The 14,924-nt window shown below is 59.4% G+C and carries 14 protein-coding genes and 2 pseudogenes; 7 read left to right on the top strand and 9 right to left on the bottom strand.

Annotated features, from left to right (window positions below; all coding sequences use genetic code 11):
- The first annotated feature begins 51 nt into the window (after nt 1-51).
- The 5 genes from K9B32_RS12380 (at nt 52) to K9B32_RS12360 (ending at nt 3,566) form a co-directional block, all read left to right on the top strand.
- Nucleotides 52-762 (top strand): GntR family transcriptional regulator, encoded by a 711-nt coding sequence (locus tag K9B32_RS12380; RefSeq protein ID WP_224562376.1) that lies wholly within the window; start codon nt 52-54, stop codon nt 760-762.
- Between the two features lie 13 nt (nt 763-775).
- Nucleotides 776-1,684, top strand: coding sequence for a dihydrodipicolinate synthase family protein (locus K9B32_RS12375; protein WP_224562826.1), 909 nt, complete (start codon nt 776-778; stop codon nt 1,682-1,684).
- 11 nt (nt 1,685-1,695) lie between these two features.
- Nucleotides 1,696-2,835 carry a mandelate racemase/muconate lactonizing enzyme family protein gene (locus tag K9B32_RS12370; protein WP_224562373.1) on the top strand — a complete coding sequence of 380 codons (1,140 nt, stop codon included), beginning with the start codon at nt 1,696-1,698 and terminating at the stop codon, nt 2,833-2,835.
- 122 nt (nt 2,836-2,957) lie between these two features.
- Nucleotides 2,958-3,236: a type II toxin-antitoxin system RelE/ParE family toxin gene (locus tag K9B32_RS12365; RefSeq protein WP_224562823.1), complete on the top strand. Its 279-nt coding sequence runs from the start codon at nt 2,958-2,960 to the stop codon at nt 3,234-3,236.
- Between the two features lie 30 nt (nt 3,237-3,266).
- On the top strand, nt 3,267-3,566 hold the full coding sequence (locus K9B32_RS12360) for a HigA family addiction module antitoxin (protein ID WP_058328813.1): 300 nt from the start codon (nt 3,267-3,269) through the stop codon (nt 3,564-3,566).
- Nucleotides 3,567-4,321: 755 nt separating this feature from the next.
- On the opposite strand, the gene K9B32_RS12355 is transcribed toward K9B32_RS12360, so the two are convergent.
- The 5 genes from K9B32_RS12355 to K9B32_RS12335 form a co-directional block, all read right to left on the bottom strand.
- Nucleotides 4,322-4,831 carry an AAA family ATPase gene (locus K9B32_RS12355; RefSeq protein WP_224562371.1) on the bottom strand — a complete coding sequence of 170 codons (510 nt, stop codon included), beginning with the start codon at nt 4,829-4,831 and terminating at the stop codon, nt 4,322-4,324.
- A gap of 534 nt (nt 4,832-5,365) precedes the next feature.
- Nucleotides 5,366-5,869 carry an SRPBCC family protein gene (locus K9B32_RS12350; RefSeq protein WP_224562369.1) on the bottom strand — a complete coding sequence of 168 codons (504 nt, stop codon included), beginning with the start codon at nt 5,867-5,869 and terminating at the stop codon, nt 5,366-5,368.
- Nucleotides 5,853-6,209 (bottom strand): ArsR/SmtB family transcription factor, encoded by a 357-nt coding sequence (locus K9B32_RS12345; protein WP_224562367.1) that lies wholly within the window; start codon nt 6,207-6,209, stop codon nt 5,853-5,855. Before K9B32_RS12345 ends, K9B32_RS12350 begins: the two co-directional genes overlap by 17 nt.
- Nucleotides 6,210-6,626: 417 nt before the next feature.
- Nucleotides 6,627-7,427 carry an alpha/beta fold hydrolase gene (locus K9B32_RS12340; protein ID WP_224562365.1) on the bottom strand — a complete coding sequence of 267 codons (801 nt, stop codon included), beginning with the start codon at nt 7,425-7,427 and terminating at the stop codon, nt 6,627-6,629.
- Between the two features lie 56 nt (nt 7,428-7,483).
- Nucleotides 7,484-8,038, bottom strand: a complete 555-nt coding sequence (locus K9B32_RS12335) for a DUF2087 domain-containing protein (RefSeq protein ID WP_224562363.1) — start codon at nt 8,036-8,038, stop codon at nt 7,484-7,486.
- Nucleotides 8,039-8,310: 272 nt separating this feature from the next.
- On the opposite strand from K9B32_RS12335, the pseudogene K9B32_RS12330 reads away from it, so the two are divergent.
- Nucleotides 8,311-8,526 (top strand): annotated as a pseudogene (locus K9B32_RS12330) (tyrosine-type recombinase/integrase); the annotation flags it as partial.
- 239 nt (nt 8,527-8,765) lie between these two features.
- On the opposite strand, the gene K9B32_RS12325 reads toward K9B32_RS12330, so the two are convergent.
- The 4 genes and pseudogenes from K9B32_RS12325 to K9B32_RS12310 all read right to left on the bottom strand — a co-directional run bounded on the left by K9B32_RS12325 (nt 8,766) and on the right by K9B32_RS12310 (nt 13,372).
- Nucleotides 8,766-10,535 carry an adenylate/guanylate cyclase domain-containing protein gene (locus K9B32_RS12325; RefSeq protein ID WP_224562361.1) on the bottom strand — a complete coding sequence of 590 codons (1,770 nt, stop codon included), beginning with the start codon at nt 10,533-10,535 and terminating at the stop codon, nt 8,766-8,768.
- A 182-nt stretch (nt 10,536-10,717) separates the two neighbouring features.
- Complete coding sequence (locus tag K9B32_RS12320) at nt 10,718-11,146, bottom strand: hypothetical protein (protein WP_224562353.1); 429 nt, start codon at nt 11,144-11,146, stop codon at nt 10,718-10,720.
- Nucleotides 11,147-11,294: 148 nt separating this feature from the next.
- A pseudogene (locus K9B32_RS12315) lies at nt 11,295-11,810 on the bottom strand (alpha/beta fold hydrolase); the annotation flags it as partial.
- Between the two features lie 62 nt (nt 11,811-11,872).
- A complete protein-coding gene (locus K9B32_RS12310; protein WP_224562351.1) occupies nt 11,873-13,372 on the bottom strand; it encodes a mechanosensitive ion channel family protein in 1,500 nt (499 codons plus the stop codon).
- A 548-nt stretch (nt 13,373-13,920) separates the two neighbouring features.
- On the opposite strand from K9B32_RS12310, the gene K9B32_RS12305 reads away from it, so the two are divergent.
- Nucleotides 13,921-14,910, top strand: coding sequence for an AraC family transcriptional regulator (locus K9B32_RS12305; RefSeq protein ID WP_224562349.1), 990 nt, complete (start codon nt 13,921-13,923; stop codon nt 14,908-14,910).
- Nucleotides 14,911-14,924 lie beyond the last annotated feature (14 nt).

Genomic DNA, 14,924 nt, shown 5'->3' with positions numbered 1-14,924 from the left:
ATATCAGATCTCACAAAACGATTTTGCCGTCAACGGGGGAATTTTCGGGACATGCAAAAAGAGGCATCGACAGAGCTCAACGCAGACCGCATCGAAAAAATCGACCCGCGGTTTTTGACGACCCTGCGCGACCATGTGCACAAGGCGCTGCGAACGGCGATCCTTTCTGGTCGCTTTGCGCCGGACGAGCGGGTAAACGAACGTCAGCTCGCCGAGCAGCTTGGCGTCAGCACCACGCCCATCAAGGAAGCCTTGCGGCAGCTTGAGACGGAGGGGCTGGTGGAGACTTTGCCACGCCGCGGAGTGCTTATCCGTTTCAATGCGGGCTGGGCCGAGGAGATGATTTTGGCGCGCGCCGCATTGGAATCGATGATCGCGCACCTGGCCGCCAAGCGCATCGAAAAGGCCGAGGCCGGCAAGCTGGAAGACATCGTCGCTCTGATGCGCAAGGCGACGGAAGATGGCGTGGCCGACGATCTGATTTCGCTGAACGAGACGTTTCACGAGCAGATTCACATCGCTTCGCGGTGCCAATATCTCTCGCGCATGATTGAGCGGCAGCAGTTTTACGACGGCAGCATCCGCCGCGTCATCCATTCCGATCCACTCGAGCGCGGCAAGGCGCTGGCCGAGCATGCCGCGATCGCCGCCGCGATCATATCCAACGACAGCGACAAGGCCGAACGCGTGATGCGCGACCACGTCGTCCGTTCCGGCAAAACTTACCTCAACATCGTGTTCAAGAAGAAAGAGGATATCTGACGTGACCGAGGCAATGGAAAAGATCCGCAAGGCCCTGACGGGCATATCGGGCGTGCCTGTGACCCCTTACAAAGCGGATGGCAGCGTCGATACAGCAAAACTCTCGGCTCTGATCACCCGCCTCGCCAATGCGCGGGTTCACAATCTGATGGCCGCCGGCAATACCGGCGAGTTCTTTACCTTGACCATGGACGAAGTGCGCGCCGTCCATGCCGCGACGATCAAGGCCGCCGCCGGCAAGGCGCTGGTCAGCGCAGCCGTCGGCCGCTCGCTGACGGAAGCCAAGGCGCTCGCCCGCGATGCCATAGCCGAAGGCGCCGATGCGATCATGGGTCATCACCCGATGGATCCCTTTGCTGGCCCCAGCTTCCAGGCAAGGTATTTCCTGGAGCTTGCGGAAGCCAGCACCGTCCCTGTTATCGCCTATGTGCGCAGCGACACCTTCTCCGTGGCCGACTTCCGCAAGCTCGCGCTGCATCCCAATATCGCCGGCATCAAGTTTGCCTCCGGCAACCTGATGCTGCTCGCCGAGGTGATCCGCGCAACCAGGGATGCGCCGGCGATCTGGGTTTGTGGTCTTGCCGAGGGCTGGGCACCCGCCTTCTACGCCATGGGCGCTCACGGTTTCACTTCCGGTCTCGTCAATGTCTTCCCGGAACGCTCCCACGCCATCCATCAGGCTCTGGAAAAGGGTGATTACGCCGCGGCCCGCGCGCTTATCGATGACATCGCGGGGTTCGAGGCACTGCGCACCAAATACCTGAATGGCGCCAATGTCACTGTCGTCAAGGAAGCGCTCGGCATGCTTGGAACCGATGTAGGCCCAGTGCGCGTGCCCGGGGTTGAAAGCCTGACCGAAGCCGAACGCGCCGATCTGCGTGCGATCGTCGACAACGTCGCCGAAAAGAGCCGCGCAGCTTAAGGAAGATTCCCATGCATATCACAGGCTTCAAGACCTACATGCAGCGCGTGGACGACCGGCCGCGCCTGCTTCTGAAAATCGAAACCAGTGAAGGCATTTCCGGTTGGGGTGAATGCTACAATCACGGCCCCGACTGGGCGCTGCCGCCACTCTTCGACTACCTCTTTCATCAGATCGAGGGCGAAGACCCGCGCCGTGTCGAATTCCTCGTGCTCAAACTCAACCAGCAATGCCGCTTTCCGCCGGGCGCGCTAGGCCTTGCGGCCATCTCGGCAATCGATCACGCGCTCTGGGACATCGCCGGTAAAGCTGCCGGTCTGCCCGTCTATATGCTGCTCGGCGGAAATGTGCGTGATCGGGTCAAGGTCTATTGCGGCGTCTATACCGCACCGGATCCGGAAGCCGCGCGCGACCAATCGCTCGAACTCAACGAGAAATACGGCTACACCGCCTTCAAGCTTAGCCCTTATCGGCGTGATCTTCATACCGGCCGCTGGGGCGAACTTGTCAAGGAGACGGGCGACTGGTTCGGCAAGATCCGCGAGATCACGCCATCGCATTTCGACTATGCCTTCGACGCGCATGCGAAGATCTTCGAACCTTACCAAGCCGTCCAGCTCGCCGCCGCCATCGCGCCGAACGATCCGTTGTTCTACGAGGAGCCGATCCGGCCGGAACACATCCCGGCCTGGGCGGAGTTGAAGTCGAAGGTCACCGTTCCGCTGGCAACCGGTGAATCGCTCTATTCGCGCTTCGAATTCCTGTCGCTCCTGTCTGCCCGCGGCGCCGATATCATCCAGCCGGACATCTGCGTCGTCGGTGGCATCAGCGAAATGCGACGCATCGCAGCCATCGCCGAGGCACACTATGTGACGGTCGCGCCGCACAACCCGATGGGGCCGCTCGCAACCGCGGTCAACATCCACTTCTGTGCAGTGCAGCCGAATTTCAAGGTGCTGGAATTCAAGCCGCACGTTCACGCGCCTTGGGCGGCCGATCCCTACATGCCTGTCGACGGCCATATGGAGCTGCGCCCTGACCGGCCCGGCTGGGGTCTGGAAATTGACGAGAAAGCGCTTCAGACCGAAGACTATATTCACTGGGAGCGGAGGATCACCCGCAAACCTGATGGCGCAACGGCCTATCCTTGATGGGCTTTGCTTCTGACTGCGGCGAGCAAAAGCGCCGCGGTCATGGTCCGACTTAGAAGCGTAGGTCTTGAGGGGAATCGAACCGAGGGTCGGCCACCTTCGGATGCGTAAACGGGATCGCGATTGCGAATCTGTATCGTACGATAATACATATTGGTTCGCGCGGCAAAGCCCCGAAAGGCTTTCCTTCAGACATCGTGAGGTCGGCCGTCCGTAAATTGACAATCCTGAACAGCGCTACTGCTCTCGACGACTTGCGTTCCCCTCCGGGAAATCGACTTGAAGCCCTTAAGGGCGATAGAGAAGGCCAACATTCGATCCGGATCAATGGCCAGTGGCGCATATGCTTCGTATGGACAGATGCCGGTATCGAAGACGTCGAAATAGTTGACTACCATTGAAGGCCAGTCGTGGCACACAGGGAGCTTGAGATGACCCATATCCTTCCGCCGGTCCATCCGGGCGAAATCCTCCGCGAGGAGTACCTACTTCCTCTGAACATGAGCGCCGGTGCACTGGCGAAAAAGCTCAATGTTCCTCGCACCCGTATCGAACGTATAGCGGCGGAGCAAACACCGATAACCACGGATACCGCTCTGCGCCTCGCCAAGTATTTCCGCACAACGCCGGAATTTTGGATGAACATGCAAACCAGCTTCAACCTTAAGACAGAGGAAATAGCGCTTCATGGCGAACTGGAGTTGATCCCGGAAATCGATAGAGCAGCATAGCCGGACGCCGCCCCGGTACGGCACATTCCAGCCGATACATTATGCGATCTTTTCAGCCCAGAAAGTGAACATCCTCGCAACAAGCCAGTGCACGGGCCTCGTGAAGAACGGCTCCCTCCGCGCAGAAAACGACCTTCGAGCCACGGTTCATGAACGACCGCTGTGCGCTCCTCTAGTCAGCCGTTGGCGGCTATGCCGAATCCCCGAAAGCAGACGTTGGGCTCCGGCCGTCTCAACATCCGATCTGGGGTGGAGAGCGGCCACTCGCCAAGGCAGATTGGGCCGCCCCCTTAACGCGGCCAATGTTCCTTGCTCGTCCTGGTCCAGAAGTCGACTGTAGCCCACCACGTCGGCAGCCAATATGGCGGCAAGACGGCGCTGGGCCCGTTCTTCGGACATTTCACATTGCCTTCGTAGAACGCAGAGATCGGATTGTATGATGACTATTTCAAAAGTCTATCAGGGACTTCGAGGTTCGACCGCCAGCAGGCTACATGGGGTGATCCCGCCAGTCGATTGTCCCTTTGGGCTCATGACTTGCGCTTGGGCTTGCCTCGACGAAGGTCCGCATTGGGTCGCAACGGGTCAGACTGCTTTGCGCCCCCAAGACGGTCGTTAAGACACCCGGTTTGTCGTTCTGAGAGCTGCCGGTCGGCTACGAAAGCGACAATGCCGCCAGTGAGCTGTTCAGGCGGCTAGCGTCTTTCCCGCAATAATCGAGTGCTTCCCATCCCATTCACAACACTTTCAAGGTTTCAGGTGAGTTGAGCGAGGATATCGTCGACGACACTTGGGACGGTACCCGCCGTGTCGATATTGATGCCGACGGGAAGATATTCCCGGGTATGATGGTAGCGGAGTACCAGCGCCCGCTCGGCCGGCTCGAAGCCCGGCTCATTCGGCCGCCCATCTAATCGTCGGTTCAACGTCTTTACGTCGATGTCGAGTACGAAAACCTTGTCGAATAGGTCCAGGAATTTGTGGAAATTGCGCGAGCCACCACAGAAGAAGGTGGCAGGATGGGTAGTGTCGGCAGCAATAGCGTGGACCTTGTCGACAGGCCAGATCCAGTGCGCGTATCCCCAAACGACGCGGTCCGCGCCTTCGGGTGGTCCTGCGAGTGCCTGGCCCGTCTCGGGGTCGCCGACATAGGCCAAGACCCGGTCACCATGGACGACATGGTAGCCCCGCCGCTCCAGTTCGGTAGCGACAGACGTTTTCCCAGTGCCGGAACCGCCTTCGATCAGATAGTTCTTGATTCCCATAGGCGCCGCTTATCATGGCCTTCGATCCGGTGAGAAGACACTCTAGCTGTGGAACGCTTCGCCAACGAATGACGGCCCCTCTCACTGCTCACATACGTTTTCCAAGCGGCCAATCCTTGACCGAAGGAGAATTCAAAACGATCCAACTGCACTGGGCCGTCCCGTATGGAACGCCGCCGGAAGGTCGGCGTCAAGAAGCAGCTGAAGCAGCGCCAGATTTGGGCAATACGCTTCTTCCTTGACCGGGAGGGGCGCATCGCTGCTCCGCTGTATCGGGGTGCTCTAGCTAGCGATCGGAATACGCGTGACTTCCGCGGGCTGCATGGTCGTCGGCAGCGGTCAACTGGCGGCAACGGCAGCTTCACCACATGCACTTCCCGGAACTGGACGTTCCGGAATCGGCCGCCCGAATCGCCAGTCAGGTATGCGCCCCTGAAACTGCCAGACCGTAATGCGCCTCGCTCCGGCCAGAAAGGCCGGTGGGGTCACTTCCCAAGAGCAGACGTCCCCTCGAGGCGAGTTTCCCGACCCGCGCTAGTCGCCTATGCTGGAAAGCAACTCGTCGAGCTGATCCAACTGCTCCGGCAATGCGGCCGCCGAGCCCTGCAGTGCTTCCTCAAGCGCCTCCTTGGACGGATAGACTTCGTGGAAATTCACTAGTGTCCTCCCGCCTTGGGCCTCGAAGGTCACGGTCGTGATCGCGCCCTCTTCGCCCTCGTCGTTGGTCCAGACGATGCGCTCGTTCGGCACCACCTCGAGATACTTGCCATAGAAGGCCATGGTGTCCGAACCGGCGGCGGCGAATTCCAGCCGATATTTGCCGCCGGTACGGACGTCCATATCGCACGATACGAGCGAAACGCCGGTTGCCGATTTTGGCACCCACCAGCGCTGGAACAGCTCGGGCTGGCTCCACGCCCTGTAAACCGTGCTCGGCGGCGCATTGAACGTCCGCGTTACGACGAGTTCGCGATCCCCTCTGCGCTCGACTGACGTGCGGTTCTGCGCGCCACCTGCACTGTTAACTTGCCGAGTCATCGCTTCCCTCCTGTTTCATTTCGCTGATGATTTCATCCAATGCTTCGAAGCGAGCCTCGAAGAGCTTGCGATGCGCCTCGATCCACTCGGCCTCCGCCTTGAGGCCGCGTTTCCCAAGCTTGCAGGTCCTCACCCGTCCGACCTTCTGCGTGACGACGAGCCCCGCACGCTCGAGAACCTGGACGTGCTTCTTCATGCCAGTGAGCGTCATCTGGAACTTATCCGCGAGACTGGTGATCGACGCATCCCCTCGCCCAAGCTGATCGATGATCCCGCGGCGGGTCGCATCGGACAGCGCCGCAAACGAGAGATCGAGGGGAGGACTTGCATACTGAACCATCTAGTTCAGTGTATAACCTACTCGCGCAGGAAGCGCAAGCGTTCCGAACTTTCCATGCCGTAGAACGGTCATCCGAGGTCATGCACCGCGGCGGGCAGCAAAATCGTCTGCTGCGGGTCAACTGGACCTTCGAGCCGCTAATGAACGAATGTCAGCTTTCAGCGCCTGTTCCCGGAAAGCAGTCCGCCGGCTACGGCCCCGTCGCTCCTTGCGTTCGCACGTTTTTCCGACGGCCAATGGTGGCCGAAGGAGAACTCAAATGGGTACCGCGCAATACGATCCTGCTGCACTCGGTCGACCGGCATGGAACGCCGGCCCGAAGGTCGGCGTAAAGAAGCCCCTGAAGCAGCGCCAGATTTGGAAGCGGCCCTTCTTTTGGCGCAGGGAACAGATGAAAGGGCTCGTCGAGGATAAGCGTTATGGTCGGCTATCCAGAAATGACGAGAGGATTGCCTTGACGTCGGCCGGCCGCTCGACCGGGGCCATGTGCGTTTCTCCTTCGAGAACCGCTATTTTCACACGGGGATACAGGACTGACGGGCGGGAAAAGAACTGGTCCCGACTTCCGAGGACCACCAATACATCCAGTCCCTCAGCTTCAGGCTGATGATCCCCAGCCCGGTACGCCAGCATGGCGTCTAGATAGCGACAGACGGTCGCGGGCGATGAAAGCCGATCTGTGATTTTCCGAGCATTGAGGCGGATACGCAGTTTCAGCAGAAAGTTGAACCAAGGGCGTCGAAAGACAGACGAGAACTCTTGCAGCAACCGTGCAGATTGACCCGAGCGTGCAAGTTCGGCTTGCCGACGCAACCGATGTCTTCCTTCTGGTGAGAAGTCATATCCCCCGGCAACGAGGGCTAGTCTCGAAACCCGATGCTGGAACCGTGAGGCGACGTTCGCGGCGACGACGGCTCCGTATGAAACGCCAACCAGTTGGCACCGCCCGCCAAACTCGTTGTCGATGATGTCCGCGATATCGTCCGCGATGGAAGAGACGGAAACATCGCCTGGCTTGGGATCGTAACCGAGAAGGACGAAGCTTCTTCCATCGGGTAGAATCCGCCCCAGACGGCTTGCGTCCCTGCGGAGACGCGACGTCTCGGGACGCATCATGAATCCCTGGCCACCGTTGATGATGAGGATCGCTTCGACGCCTTCTCCAACTCGGGCGAAGGGAACGCGGTCTAGGAATTTTCCTGTTTTGATTTTAGACATGCTGCTCACAGCCGGGATCGTCCGGCCGCTCCTGAGATGCATTCGATGTGTTCGGGTTAGCGCGCGGCGAGCCGGCGGATAGCCGGTTCGAAGTTCACGGGAACTGGTTGCTCGACGCGTCGGTACACCCGCCCGTCACGCGTTCGGGTCATCAAACCGAGATCAATCAGCTCGCGTCGGAGAAGTGCGTGGTCTCCGAAAAGGTGCTTTCGATGAAGTAGGTCGTTGACGTCACGCTCGGACAAATCCATCGACGCGGGGATCTGCGACCAGAGGATCCAGAGAGCCAGTATCTGGTCGGAGCGTTTTGATGGCCAGCGAAGCAAGATTCGGTCTACATCGAAGCAACGGACAACCCGATCGACGAGTTTCTCTTCAACGTTCTCTGAAAAAGGAGGTGGCGCCTTTTCCTCGTCTACGCGGCTGACATTTGATGAAGGATCCGTCGCAGCACGTAATGCCTGGAAGTTTCCATGCCCTGCAGCTTTCGCGACGATGTTGAGCATCTCAAGATGAGTAGGCAGCCCCTGTTGCGCGGCCAACAGCGCTCGGAGGGATTTCGCAAATGTAGATGTATCGCTCACCTGGAGCGGTATAAGAATTCTGGACATGACCTATCCTTCGGTCGCGCCGTTCCAAACGGAACATCGGTGATCGCCCTTCCGACATGGCACGGGATGGGTGTCCATATCTCGATATGAGCAGGTTTAGCTTGTTCCGAGGAACGGCGATGCCTGGGTGAACTGCGGACCCTGTCGGCCAGATATCACCAAGGACTTAAGGATTCAAGCGCATAGGTAGAGGCAGGGTCGGATCGATGGGCGTAGCGACGTCAACATCTCCGTTAAGGCTGATGCCGGCCCCAAAGCTGCCGTTCACCAGTCTCGGGCATGAGTGGGTGACCGCAATCGGTCTACGACGCGAAGGCTACGGCACGCACTCGCTTCGGCGCACCAAAGCCGCAATGATTTACAAGGCAACAGGAAATCTTCGCGCGATCCAAATCCTCCTCGGCCACACTAAGATCGAAAATACCGTCAGGTATCTAGGAGTGGACATTGAGGATGCGTTGGAACTAGCGGAACATACTGAGATCTGAGAGTGTGCGGCCTCGCGCACAGCGGGGCCGCACGTGTCAACTTAGGTGTGCTCTTCTTGGAGATTGCTGCCGCGCCGCTTTGCGCCTTCATGCCGGCCGTAAAGAGAGGCTTTGCAGACTCCTCGAAGCAGACCTTGCTAGCGATTACGCTTGAGGTGGTGGTTAAGCCGGCATCGGCTATTGCTCATCTTCTGTGGAAATGGCGAACAGGTTCAAGATCGGACATTTATCACCCATCATTATACGACACCCGCCTTGCGTAGCCCTTCCATGACGAGCTCGAAATCGGCGGGGTTCTTGAAGGGCAAGACTTTGCGGCGGTATTCCAAGGAGTAGTCGGGATTGACGCGCAGCACCTCTTGCCACGTCGCCCGAGCCTCTTCGAAACGGCCGAGGTGTCCGTAACAGGCGGCCAGAAGCGCGCGCGAGACGTCGGTGACGGGATTGCGACTCACGCGCTGCACCAACAATTTAACGGCCTCTTCGTACCTTCTCAGTTGAAACCAGGCCCAGGCCTGAAAGTGGAGAACGACATCCGGAAAGTACGGGTTCAAGATCCTGGCCCGATCGAAACAGGCGAGTGCCTCCTCGGATCTGCCTGAATAGAGAAGTGCCTCCCCGAGGCTGACCTGCCCTTCGGCGAAGTTCGGATTGAGACTTATTGCACGCTCGGCCTCGCTGATAGCTCTATCGTGCTGTCGTGAGTAAAGCCTGACCACACTCAGTGCCCAGTGGGCCACGGGATCGCTATCATCCCGTGCCACCGCCAGCGTCGCAGCCTCTTCGGCCTGCTGAATCGAGCGCTGCGGCGACGCGCTCCACCGGTTCAAATAGTCGAGCCCGTGGGTCAGGGCGAGAAAGGCGTGCGCCGAGGCGAAGTTCGGGTCCAGTTCGACGGCATGTTGCAAAAGGTCGCGGGCGTCGCTGTTCGTTTGCTTGGTCAGGCGATGCCACAGCTCCCGGCCGCGCAGGAAGCAGTCATACGCCTCGGGATGCCCGGTCTGCCCCGGCACCAGCCTTTTCCGGTCGCCCTCTGTCAGGTTGACCGCCAGCGCGTCGACGATCTGCTGCGTTACATCGTCCTGAACAGCGAATATGTCGGTCAGGTCGCGATCGAACCGCTCCGCCCATAGATGCCCGCCGGTGGTCGCGTCGATAAGCTGCGCCGTAATGCGTACCCTGTTCCCCGATTTGCGTACACTGCCCTCAAGAACATACCGCACGCCGAGATTCGTGCCCACCTCCTGCACATGGACGTTCTTGCCCTTGAAGGTAAACGACGAATGGCGGGCGATGACGAAGAGCTGCCTCAACTTCGATAGCGCCGTGATGATGTCTTCCGAGATGCCGTCGGCGAAGTAGTCCTGTTCGGCGTCACCACTCATGTTGGCGAAGGGCAGGACGGCGATCGACAGCTTTGGCGACGTTGCCGTCGCCGGTTGGCTCGTCACGGTTTCCGAGGCCGCGGCTGCCTTGGTCCCGGCGCTGCCGACTTGCAGCAAATAGACCCGGATTGGTTCGGCGATGTTCTTGAGTTGCGTGTTGCCGAGATCGCTGACCGAGAGGTCCAGCCTCGCCTTGACTTGGCGATAGGCATCCTCGGATAGGCAGATCGCGCCCGCCGCGGCGACGCCCTCCAATCGCGAGGCGATGTTGACGCCGTCGCCCATCAGATCGCCGTCGCTTTCCTCGACGACATCGCCCAAATGGATACCGATCCGGAACTCGATGCGACGGTCCTGCGGCACGCCGTCATTGCGTTCAACCATACCGTTCTGCACCTCAATGGCGCAACGCACGGCGTCCACCACGCTGCGGAACTCGACCAGCGCACCATCGCCAGTTCGCTTCACCACCCTGCCATGGTGAACGGCGATCGTCGGATCGATGAGATCGCTGCGCAGTGCCCGTAGCCTCGCCAGGATGCGTTCCTCGTCGGCGCCGGCAAGCCGGCTGTACCCAACCACGTCCGCAGCCAGGATTGCAGCCAGCTTTCGGATCTCGCTCATGGCGCCGTCTCCTCACTTTCAGGATATCAGGGAGACAGGGGGCAAGAAAGAACTTTCAGCCGCTGCTCAGAGCGCTCTCGGTTGCGATCGAGCTGGACGCAGCCGACGTTGTAGCCCTACGCAATGACTGCTCTTCAGGCTCCCGGCCGATCGACGCTGTCGTTGCAGAAGCCCGCTCAAGGTCAGGTCACGACGATATCCGAGCCGCTCGAATATATGCTCTTTGAAGATCTGCAGCCTGTGCCAGTCCTCTTAAGTCCGCAATGTTTCCTGATGGTCGTTTCGGCATTCTGACTCAACGCTGAAACGGCAGCTTCGCGCCTCCATTTCAGCCGTTCAGACACTATGGTCAGTGTCCCAAAAGCTGCCGTCGAGCTGAGCGCCATAAAACTCAAAGACGACAGCAACGCCAGCCTGAATTTACCTAAAGGCCGGAAGCCGAAAAACGAGCCTATAGTGAGCACTTCGGAAGCTGGTGGTGCTTCCGACATTAAATCGACGGACATCCCGCCGCTCTTAATTCCTAGATGTTGAAGCCGAGACGCCGAGCCATTTCGGCCGGTGGAGTAATCGGCCACCGCAACGAAAAATTTAAGCGCGACAAGTTGCATCTTTCACTCCGCACCAAACAAATTGCCCCTGTCGGAAGCACCCTCCGGGAACGCTCCACGTACCAGCACCAACAGGTGTCACCCGGCACTGCCGGGTGACAGATCGTCCGGCCGACGTTGGGTGAAGGCCGCGGTCCGGTCGATGGCATCAAGACCTGATGAACGAGAGCAGGTCGGGGTTGAGGACATCTGCATGTGTGGTCAGCATGCCATGGGGGTAGCCCGGATAGGTCTTCAGCGACCCGTTCTTGAGCAGGTCGACCGCACGCGGCACGGAACTTGCAAAGGGGACGACTTGGTCGGCCTCGCCATGCATCACCAGCACCGGCACGGTGATCTTCTTGAGGTCTTCGGTATAATCTTCCAGCCAAGGGTCGACAGTCGCCTAGTGAGCCAGGGCACCACCGGCCATGCCCTGGCGCCACCAGTTCGCAATGATCGCCTCCGAAGGCTCGGCCCCGTCGAGGTTGTAACCGTAGAACGGGTTCTCAGGGACGAACCGGAAGAACTGCGACCGGTTGCCCAGCACGCCCGCGCGGATCGCTTCGAACCACTCCGGCGGCTGACCGGACGGGTTTTCCTCGCTCCGGTACATGTTCGGCGTCAGGGAAGCGACCAGTACCGCCTTCGCGACGCGTTCCGGGTGGCGGGCGACATAGCGAGCTCGAATTTCGGGTATCGACCCACCACCAAGGTCGGGACGGCGCTGAGGATGCTCTGGCGAGGTTACGAGCGGTGTCGCCGTTGGTCTTCGTCGCGCGGGCTCTCAGAAATTTTTCGCAGAAAACTACGAAGCTTCGACAAAAACATCTCGGGCGGTTCAGCATAGTCTGCCTGGCGCGCAACCACGTCCCTGCGGTTCAGTTCCTGCCCTCTGCGAGCCAATACTTCTAGGCTCTTGACCAGATCCGGGCGCGCCGCAATAGCGTCCCCTACCCCCTTTCTGTCGAGGCGGTAAGCGGTCACGGGCGTCAATGCAGTAGCCGTTGCTGCGTAGGGTGTACCTGTGATCATGCCGATTGCCCCGAGGCTGCCGCCAGGACCCAGTCGGAAGATTACTTCGGTCGAACCGGGCAGACCATCGGTGATCTCGACGGTGCCCGATGCCACGATGAAGAGCACTTTCGGATCGTCACCCCGCTTCATAAGCTGGTCCCCAGCGGCGAACCACACTTCGACCAGTTGGTCCGCTAAGAGACTTCGATCAGCATCGGCGAGGACTCCGAACCAATCTGACTCCTCGAGGAGGGTTACTGCGGTTGGAACTTGCAAGCGCCCTTGGATCGGGACGCCCGGAACGGCGAGCGCAATGCCTGCGTGGCGAAGATGGGATTGGATGTGGCCTAGCAGTTCGGTGCGGGCCTCGACGAACACTTCGATGCTGGGAATCGTAAAGCTGATGTCGTAGGCAACGCCGTCGCCCTGAAGCTCGCTGCGGGCGACGCTTGGAGGCGGCGTCGCCGATAGCAACACGCAGGTTTTGACTGCCGCGTTCAGAACCGCCATGCAACGATCGGGCCGTTCGTTTGCTGCGACCTTCACTGTTATCGACACGCGGCGAACTTTCGTCGGCAAACTGTGGTTTACCAGACGGGCCTTCGCCATCACGCTATTAGGGACGATCGCTACGTCCCCGTTCAGCGTGGCAATATGTGTGGAACGCCAGTTTACCTGCACGACGCGGCCTTCGATCCCGCCTTCCACCCAGACCAGATCGCCGGGACTATACGGGCGCTCTATCCCAACGGCGATCCCGGAGAATACGTCCGACAAGCTGCTCTGAAGTGCCAGGCCCAAGACGATCGCGATGACGCCGGAGGTGGCAAGAAGGCCACCTACCGGCACGGCAAAGACGAAATTGATAACGGCGAAGAGCGTCAGAAGATGGATGACACCAGCCATCAAATCGGAAACGATCCGAGTTTCTCGCGGCTTAGTCTCGAAGACCACCAACAACCGGACAATGCCGATCGCGCATTGGGCGGCAGCGAGCCACCATCCGATCTCAATGAGTTGCTGCCACACTCGGTCACCAGGCTGGGCGGTATCAAATTGCGGCGCAAGCGGCGAGCCTCCCATTTGCAGCACCGTATATGTGAGAGCGATGAACACAGCCACCCGCCACGCGGCTCTCGCCCAGAGCGGCCATCTTCGCGTGATCCACGGCACGATCATGGCGGCAAACAACAGCAGGGTTGCACTAATCTGGGCGGCTTCTGTTGTCATATGAACCCCATCGATAAAAGCCGCGGATGCGGGCTTTCGTAGCCACGAGCCAGGGCTATGTTGACATCGAACCCCCGCCGGAACAAGCGCTGGCGGCTTGCGAAAACCTCAGGCTTGGCTGCCGCCCTGACCATGGTGGCCAGAGCTCTTTATGTCCGCTTCTTAGTGTTAGTGTGCCCCTGGCGGACGGTCGGCTGTCGGCCCCAAAAACGCCATTTGCGACCGCCTTGGCGAAACCCGTTTTGTCGGTTGCCTGCACGTTCAGATCAATGGCGGCAAGGCGAGGTTCAATAGAGAGACGATCGGACGTCGGCAACATACCGCCCAGTCCTGAATATCGACTCCTATCCCCTCGCCTTGATGGGAATCGAATCGGCGCACCCCATGCCTTTCGGACTTGACTTCATCCATCGGCTGACAGGCATGACAGAGACCATTGCTGGCAGAGATCGCGCTCCAATTCGCGAAAACAATAGTGCTGCAGAAGGGAATCGCCTCGCGACACCATCGTGCTTGCGTGCCAGACGCTCGAGACCTAAATTGACGAAATGCTTGATCATTCGTCTCGACATCTGTCGCCGTCAAATATCCCAATGGATGCGCTAAGCGAAGTCCTACAAGACTTTCGCTTGAATGGAGTCAACTATGGGCGGTGCGAACTCCAACATCCATGGAGCATCGCCTTTTCGCACCAACAACTGCTTCGCTTTCACTTCGTTAGCAAAGGTCCGTGCTGGATCCATACCGAAGCCCAAGGATGGCAGGAGTTGAACGATGGTGATCTGGTGCTACTGCCGCAAGGTATCGCACATCGATTGTCCAGCGCGCCAGATGTTGAGGGCGACTCGCTCGAAAGCTGTCACATAACAAGGTTGGGCAGCAACGTTTGCGAAGTGTTGCGGGAAGGAACGGGTACGACCAGCACGCTCTTCTGCGGCTCCATGGCTTTGAGCGCATATGCCCTCAACCCTTTGATCGCCTTGATGCCGCCAATCATCAAGGGCTGCGATGTAGCCGGCAATGACCCGATCGTTGGTCCGCTACTGGCGGCCATGACGGCAGAGGCTTCACAGCCTCAGATGGGCAGCGCCACTGTCCTGTCCCGCATGGCGGACTTGCTCGCAGCGCGGCTTATCCGCTGCTGGGTTAATTGCAGCGGAGCCTCGACCACCGGCTGGCTCGCCGCCATCCGCGACCCCCACCTCGGTCGTGTGTTGGCAGCTATGCACCGAGACCCAGGCCATAACTGGACCCTAGAAAGCCTCGCCAGTGTGGCAGGCCAGTCGCGCTCGATCTTTGCCGAGCGCTTCAGCGCTATCTTAGGAGAGGGCGCGGCACACTATCTTGCCCGTCTGCGCATGCAGCTTGCCCGCGAATTGCTGGGTCAAAGCGGCATGTCGGTTGCCGAAGTTGCCTCCCGGTTAGGTTACGAATCCGAGGCATCCTTCGCGCGCGCCTTCAAGCGCATCACCAGTGTCTCGCCCGGCGTTGTGCGCCGCACAAGTTCCGGACGAATAGACATGGATTTCGGATCTTAAGACACATATCATCC

Origin of the sequence: Rhizobium sp. 3T7, from assembly GCF_020166565.1 — a bacterium.
Taxonomy (GTDB): domain Bacteria; phylum Pseudomonadota; class Alphaproteobacteria; order Rhizobiales; family Rhizobiaceae; genus Rhizobium.
The sequence above is the reverse complement of the archived record's forward strand: the minus strand, read 5'-3'. Positions and strand labels throughout refer to the sequence as shown.

Coding starts and splice junctions, on each gene's coding strand:
- K9B32_RS12380 (WP_224562376.1), top strand. CDS start 52: ATGCAAAAAGAGGCATCGACAGAGCTCAACGCAGACCGCATCGAAAAA.
- K9B32_RS12375 (WP_224562826.1), top strand. CDS start 776: ATGGAAAAGATCCGCAAGGCCCTGACGGGCATATCGGGCGTGCCTGTG.
- K9B32_RS12370 (WP_224562373.1), top strand. CDS start 1,696: ATGCATATCACAGGCTTCAAGACCTACATGCAGCGCGTGGACGACCGG.
- K9B32_RS12360 (WP_058328813.1), top strand. CDS start 3,267: ATGACCCATATCCTTCCGCCGGTCCATCCGGGCGAAATCCTCCGCGAG.
- K9B32_RS12355 (WP_224562371.1), bottom strand. CDS start 4,831: ATGGGAATCAAGAACTATCTGATCGAAGGCGGTTCCGGCACTGGGAAA.
- K9B32_RS12350 (WP_224562369.1), bottom strand. CDS start 5,869: ATGACTCGGCAAGTTAACAGTGCAGGTGGCGCGCAGAACCGCACGTCA.
- K9B32_RS12345 (WP_224562367.1), bottom strand. CDS start 6,209: ATGGTTCAGTATGCAAGTCCTCCCCTCGATCTCTCGTTTGCGGCGCTG.
- K9B32_RS12340 (WP_224562365.1), bottom strand. CDS start 7,427: ATGTCTAAAATCAAAACAGGAAAATTCCTAGACCGCGTTCCCTTCGCC.
- K9B32_RS12335 (WP_224562363.1), bottom strand. CDS start 8,038: ATGTCCAGAATTCTTATACCGCTCCAGGTGAGCGATACATCTACATTT.
- K9B32_RS12325 (WP_224562361.1), bottom strand. CDS start 10,535: ATGAGCGAGATCCGAAAGCTGGCTGCAATCCTGGCTGCGGACGTGGTT.
- K9B32_RS12320 (WP_224562353.1), bottom strand. CDS start 11,146: ATGCAACTTGTCGCGCTTAAATTTTTCGTTGCGGTGGCCGATTACTCC.
- K9B32_RS12310 (WP_224562351.1), bottom strand. CDS start 13,372: ATGACAACAGAAGCCGCCCAGATTAGTGCAACCCTGCTGTTGTTTGCC.
- K9B32_RS12305 (WP_224562349.1), top strand. CDS start 13,921: ATGCTTGATCATTCGTCTCGACATCTGTCGCCGTCAAATATCCCAATG.